5 protein-coding genes are annotated in these 5,658 nt (G+C 45.1%); 2 read left to right on the top strand and 3 right to left on the bottom strand.

The annotated features are described in order from the left end of the window. Window positions 1-210: 210 nt before the first annotated feature. The 3 genes from nadA to nadB are packed head-to-tail and all read right to left on the bottom strand — an operon-like array spanning window position 211 to window position 3,711. On the bottom strand, window positions 211-1,317 hold the full coding sequence (gene nadA / locus HP456_RS19070; RefSeq protein WP_172254032.1) for a quinolinate synthase NadA: 1,107 nt from the start codon (window positions 1,315-1,317) through the stop codon (window positions 211-213). After that, window positions 1,317-2,165, bottom strand: a complete 849-nt coding sequence (nadC, locus tag HP456_RS19065) for a carboxylating nicotinate-nucleotide diphosphorylase (protein ID WP_172254034.1) — start codon at window positions 2,163-2,165, stop codon at window positions 1,317-1,319. The genes nadA and nadC overlap by 1 nt, the downstream gene beginning before the upstream one ends. Then, window positions 2,134-3,711, bottom strand: coding sequence for an L-aspartate oxidase (gene nadB, locus HP456_RS19060; protein WP_172254030.1), 1,578 nt, complete (start codon window positions 3,709-3,711; stop codon window positions 2,134-2,136). Before nadB ends, nadC begins: the two co-directional genes overlap by 32 nt. Window positions 3,712-3,819: 108 nt before the next feature. Between nadB and HP456_RS19055 the strand changes: the two genes are divergently transcribed. Beyond that, complete coding sequence (locus HP456_RS19055) at window positions 3,820-4,962, top strand: IscS subfamily cysteine desulfurase (RefSeq protein ID WP_172254028.1); 1,143 nt, start codon at window positions 3,820-3,822, stop codon at window positions 4,960-4,962. Window positions 4,963-5,014: 52 nt separating this feature from the next. Then, on the top strand, window positions 5,015-5,557 hold the full coding sequence (locus HP456_RS19050) for a transcription repressor NadR (RefSeq protein ID WP_172254026.1): 543 nt from the start codon (window positions 5,015-5,017) through the stop codon (window positions 5,555-5,557). Window positions 5,558-5,658: the final 101 nt, after the last annotated feature.

Below are 5,658 nucleotides of genomic sequence, written 5' to 3'. Positions count from 1 at the left end.
TCACTCTTTTTCCCTCCTCAGGCATAAGTCTATATATCCTATGACTAGATAGGCAAATTGCTAATCATCTACATAAAAACTTATGAATCGGCGGGGGAAAATATACCAGATAGTAAGCTGCATATACTTTCTGTAAAGTCTTCAGAATAAAAAAAGCGGACAGAAAAGTTTTTCTGCCGCTTCTTCCGAAGGTCTGTCAGCCGGTGACTTTTAAACCCTGTTCAGCATCCGGTTCAGTGCCAGTATGGCATTTTCCGAGACGTCTTCATCTACTTTTATGATATTTTGCGGTCTATTTTCCATAATGGATTCCAACGCCCAAAGTAAATGGGGAAGGTCAATCCGGTTCATTGTGAGGCATGGACACATGTATGGATTCAGAGAAATAATAAGCTTATCCGGATACTCCGCAATCAGCCGCTTGACCAGGTTCATTTCAGTTCCGATTGCCCAGGAACTCCCTTTTGGTGCATGACGGATTGTTTCGATAATAAACTTGGTACTTCCATTCAAGTCTGATTTCTCAACAACCTCCCGCCTGCATTCAGGATGGACGATGATTTTCATTTCAGGATGATTCAATCGTATCTGTTCAATATTTTTCTCTGTGAAATTCTCATGGACCGAGCAATGACCTTTCCATAAGATCACTTTTATGTCTTCCATATCCCCCAAATGCATCAATTCTTCCCTTATCGGGTCCCAAACAGCCATTTCAGTCTTTTGTACTCCAAGGTCAGCTGCTGTATTCCTGCCAAGATGCTGATCAGGAAGGAACAGGATCCGTTCCTTTTCCCCCAATGCCCATTCCACCATTTTGTGCGCGTTTGATGAAGTGACGGTAGCACCGCCATTCCTGCCGACAAAGCTTTTAATAGCAGCAGTTGAATTAACATAGGTAAGAGGGATGATTGTGTCGCCATATAATTCCTGAAGCTTGCACCAGGCTTTTTCTGTTTGATGTATATCGGCCATGTCTGCCATTGAGCACCCCGCTCTCATATCCGGCAAAATGACCTGTTGATGTTCCTTCGTCAAAATGTCAGCTGTTTCCGCCATGAAATGGACACCGCAGAATACAATATGATCCGCTTCCTGGTTTTCAGAAGAAAGCTGCGCCAATTGGAGGGAATCTCCGACTGCATCGGCAAATTGAATGACTTCATCTTTTTGATAATGGTGACCCGGAATGAAGAGCTTTTTTCCAAGTACCTTTTTGATTTCCCATACTCTGTTCTCCATCTCTTCCTTCGTAAGAGAGGTGATCGATTCAGGAAGGACACCCGTTTCCACCGTAAGTTCTTCAAGTAACCCCATTATGAATCCCCCTCATGAATGAATACTCTGGCGCTTATATCCATTGATTTGACGGAATGAGTCAAGTATCCTATTGAGATATATCCTACTCCTGTATGTGCATACTCTGACAGATTGTCTTCCGTTATCCCCCCTGATGCCTCAGTCACAATGTGGGGAGGAACATGATGGATCCATTCCTTGATCTGCCGGGGGCTGCAATTATCAAACATGATGATGTCTGCACCGCTTTCCACCGCTTCCTTAAGATCGTCTTCACATTCGACTTCCACTTCTATTTTCACTGTATGACCGCACTTTTGCTTTACTTTGTTAACAGCAGACGAAATCGAACCTGCAAATGATAAATGGTTATCCTTTAACATGACTGCATCATACAGACCATTCCGGTGGTTGTATGCTCCGCCTGTTCTGACGGCGTATTTCTCGAGCATACGAAGACCCGGGGTCGTTTTTCTGGTGTCGCAGATCCTGACCCCGCTTCCCGCTGTTTGTTGAACTGCACGGTTGGCTGCTGTCGCTATGCCGCTCATCCGTTGAATTAGATTCAACACGACCCGCTCTCCCTGCAGGAGGGTTCTCATGTCTCCTGTCACCTTCGCGAGAAGCTGACCTTCCTTTACCGGACTCCCATCTTGCACAAATACTTCTGCTATTGTATCTGAATCCAAAAGCGAGAATGCCGTCTCGATCACATTTTTACCGCAGAAAATCCCCTCTTCTTTCACAATTAAAGAAAATGTTCCTTTATCCCCGGCAGCAAATACACTTTCCGAAGAAAGATCACCATCTCCCAAATCTTCTTTAAAAAATTCTTCAAGCATAGATTTCAATTTGATGTTGTTCATCATGTACCACCTTCAATTGATGATTATTTTTGATTAATAAAATCGATCGTTTAAACCATTCTTCATCGTTTTCTCCCGGATAGTCAGAACGGATATGCCCCCCTCTGCTTTCCGTCCTTACTAGTGCTCCCTGGGTAATAAGCGTACTGACCACCCACATCAGGTATGTTTGTATATCACTTTGTGATAACGGATCAAGTTCTGTTTTATAAGATAATGATTGAGCGTTCAACCAGTTTAGGTGACGCGTCAAGCTCTGTTCAGATCGGATGATTCCCACATCTTTCATCATCCGCTCTTTCAGTTCATTCCTTTTAATGTTGAGTTCAGGCGGGTTCCCGTATGGTTTTGAATCCGTTTTAACAGCAGAGACGTTAATATTTGCTGTTATCAGATGTTTTGCAAGACGCTCTCCAAATACCAAGCCTTCCAGAAGCGAGTTGGATGCCAGTCGGTTTGCCCCATGCAATCCGGTGCAGGCAACCTCACCGATTGCATATAACCCTTCAATTGTGGATTTTCCGAATTCATCGGTCATGATCCCTCCCATCGTGAAATGACACCCAGGGGAAACCGGTATTCTTCCCTCAGACAAAGATATATGATGTTTTTTACACATTTTTGTAATGGAAGGAAATTTGATTTCAAAATCTTTTACCGGAGAGATATCGAGATAAATCTTCTTTCCGGATAGTCGCTCCCCATTTATCCTTTCAGCCACAATATGGCGTGGCGCAAGTTCGAGTTGCGGGTGCACACCTTCCATGATTCTTTCTCCTTTTTCATCGATGAGAAGCGCCCCCTCCCCCCGGACAGCTTCTGAAATGAGCCCGCGTGATGCACCGTCTAAATAAAGAAGGGTCGGATGAAATTGAATGAATTCCATATCAGAAAGCGCAGCACCTGCCCGAAACGCCAATGCCATTCCGTCACCGGTAGCGGTCCTCGCGTTGCTGTTCGACGAATACACGGCACCTGCGCCTCCTGTGGCAAGGACCACATGAGGCGCAGAGTAATATTTGATGGAGCCGTCCACAAGCTTTGTTTTGACACCGCAGCAATGCCCCCGTGTATCCTTGACGAGTTCAAAGACCATCTCCCCCTCGACGAACCAGACCTTCTCATCAAGTGTGTTTAATAAATATTCAACCATGTATCTGCCCGTCTGATCACCACCGCTATGCAGAATTCTGGCAATGCTGTGGGCACCCTCCATTCCCAGTGCCAGGTCCCCATTACTTTTTCTGTCAAAAGGTGCGCCGTCCCCAATCAGTGATTTCATTATATTTTTTCCATCTCTGATTACGTTCTTTACAATATGTTCGTGCTGATGATGGCAGCCTGCCGTTAAGGTATCTTCTGTATGGAGTCCCACCTTATCCTCTTTGCCTACCGGTGCCGCAATCCCTCCCTGCGCAAGATACGAGTTGCTGTCCCTCACCTTATTCTTTGTGATAATCATCACATTCAATTGCTCCTGAAGCTGGCGGGCAAGCTGCAACGCGGCAAGCCCGCTGCCCACTATGATTACGTCGGTTTTTATCATGCGAAAACCCTCCTGATTATTTACAGGTGTCTTGACACATATATTTACACATTATTAAACTAATGACAAGAGTTTTTTTATAGATTGCTAGTTGAAGGAGAATGGAATATGGTTTATTTCGATTATGCGGCAACGACTCCGGTAGATCCGGAGTGCTTAAAGATTTATGCGCAAGTCAGTGAAGACTATTGGGGAAATACCAGCAGCCTGCATGATACGGGAGGAAAAGCTCAACTTCTCCTTGAAAATTGCAGGAAGAGACTGGGAGGGGCATTAGGAGTTCCACCTCAGGGTATTTCTTTTACTTCAGGCGGAACTGAAGGGAATCATCTTGCCCTTCTTTCACTTGCCTTCAGTTATAAAAGGAAGGGGAGGCATATCATCATCAGCGGGGCCGAACACTCATCCCTCCACAGTGCGGCTGCCTTTTTGGAGAGAGAGGGATTCATGATTACAAAGGTTCCTTTTACTTCAGAAGGGCTTATCGATCTCAATGCTTTGGAAGAAGCTATTACAGATCAAACCACGGTGGTATCCGTCAGCCATGTCAATGGTGAAATCGGATCCATTCAGCCTCTTCACGATATAAAGAAACTGCTTCATGCTAAAGATATTCTATTTCATAGTGATATGGTACAATCTTTTGGAAAGCTGGATAGTAAAGAAGCAGCTTCGATTGTAGACAGCTTGACGATTTCTTCTCATAAAATCTATGGACCAAAAGGTGTCGGTGCAGTCTATTTTCATCCAAGATCAGATATCCGGCCATATATGCCGCACCAAACCCATGAACATGGATTCAGGGGAGGCACTGTCAACCTTCCCGGGATAGCCGGGCTGACTGCAGCTGCTTTAAAAGTCAAAGCTCAAGATGAACTTGATCACTATGCAGGTTTACGAAATCATTTTTTCAAGGTACTGGAAAGCTCATCAGAAACCCCGTTCACTGTATACGGCGCACCAGATGCCCGCCAGCTTCCCCACATCATCGGAATGAGAATCAACGGAGTTGAAGGACAATGGCTCATGCTCGAGTGTAACCGCAGAGGCATTCATCTCTCGACCGGCAGTGCCTGTCAGACTGGAAAACACTCCATCTCGAAGACGCTGGGTGCCATGGGGCTGGGAGAAAGGGCTGGAAAAGAGTTTGTCCGTATTTCCCTCGGGAGGGATACAACCCGGGGGCATATCGAACAACTTGCAGAGGTACTTTCCCAAATACGGCACGATTCAGTACATTTGTTAACTTGAAGAATCAGTTATGGTATGATTTCCTATATAATAAAGTACGGAGGAGATAGCAGTGGCAGGGAAAAAGATACTTGGAGAGGAAAGAAGGCAGGTCATCCTTGATCTTCTCTTAACAAAACAAATTCCTATAACCGGGGGAGACCTCGCGAAGCTCGCAAATGTAAGCAGGCAGGTCATCGTAAGTGATATCACGTTGCTGAAGGCAAAAGGAGAGCCGATCATCGCTACGAGTCAAGGCTATCTCTACATGCCGAGTTCGAATCGTGATGCGATGGTTGAACGAATTGTTGCTTGCCAGCACGCTCCCGACAGAGCCGAAGAGGAACTCTTATTACTCGTGGATCACGGTGTCACAGTGAAGGATGTAAAAATCGAGCATGGTGTCTACGGTGACCTGACAGCATCCATCATGGTATCGAACCGGAAAGAAGTGGAACAATTTCTGACCAAAATTGAAAAAACACAAGCCGCATACCTATCAGAATTAACAGAAGGTGTGCATTTACATACGCTTATGGCTCAGAATGAGGGATTATTGCTGAAAGCAGAAAATGCCCTTAAGGAAGCCGGTTTTTTAATGAAGTCATATGGATGAGAATGATGAGGCTGGGACAAAACGAATAAACCACGACATTAAAGACGAACAATTTCAGTGTATGTTCTTAATACCGCTAATGATTTCCGTGCAAGACTTCG

This window comes from Bacillus haikouensis, from assembly GCF_013179555.1.
GTDB classification, from domain to species: Bacteria; Bacillota; Bacilli; order Bacillales; family Bacillaceae_B; genus Rossellomorea; species Rossellomorea haikouensis_A.
Note: the sequence above shows the minus strand (reverse complement) of the source record. Positions and strands in the feature narration are given on the sequence as shown.